The following is a 275-nucleotide window of genomic DNA, read 5'->3' as shown; positions in this document are numbered from 1 at the left end:
GAAAATCGAAATGATTGGAATGAAGCAGAGCGTTTACTCGTCTCTATTGCTGCATTATGTAATGATTCTTATATTAATGAAGACAAGCAAGAGATTGGTGATCCAACTGAGATTGCTTTAATTAATTTTGCAAATAAGCATGGACAAGATTATGAAGTATTACGACAAAAATTCCCCCGAGAGGCGGAGCTACCGTTTGACTCTGATCGCAAGCTCATGTCGACTGTACATACGATAGATGGAACAAGAATGCTTTTGGCAAAGGGTGGTCCAGA

Annotated in this window: 1 pseudogene; it reads left to right on the top strand. The window is 39.3% G+C overall.

From position 1 onward, the window contains the following. Positions 1–275: pseudogene (locus RYX56_RS22215) on the top strand (ATPase); the annotation flags it as partial.

The organism is Alkalihalophilus lindianensis (genome assembly GCF_032843265.1).
GTDB classification, from domain to species: Bacteria; Bacillota; Bacilli; order Bacillales; family Bacillaceae_D; genus Alkalihalophilus; species Alkalihalophilus lindianensis.
The sequence above is the reverse complement of the archived record's forward strand: the minus strand, read 5'-3'. Positions and strand labels throughout refer to the sequence as shown.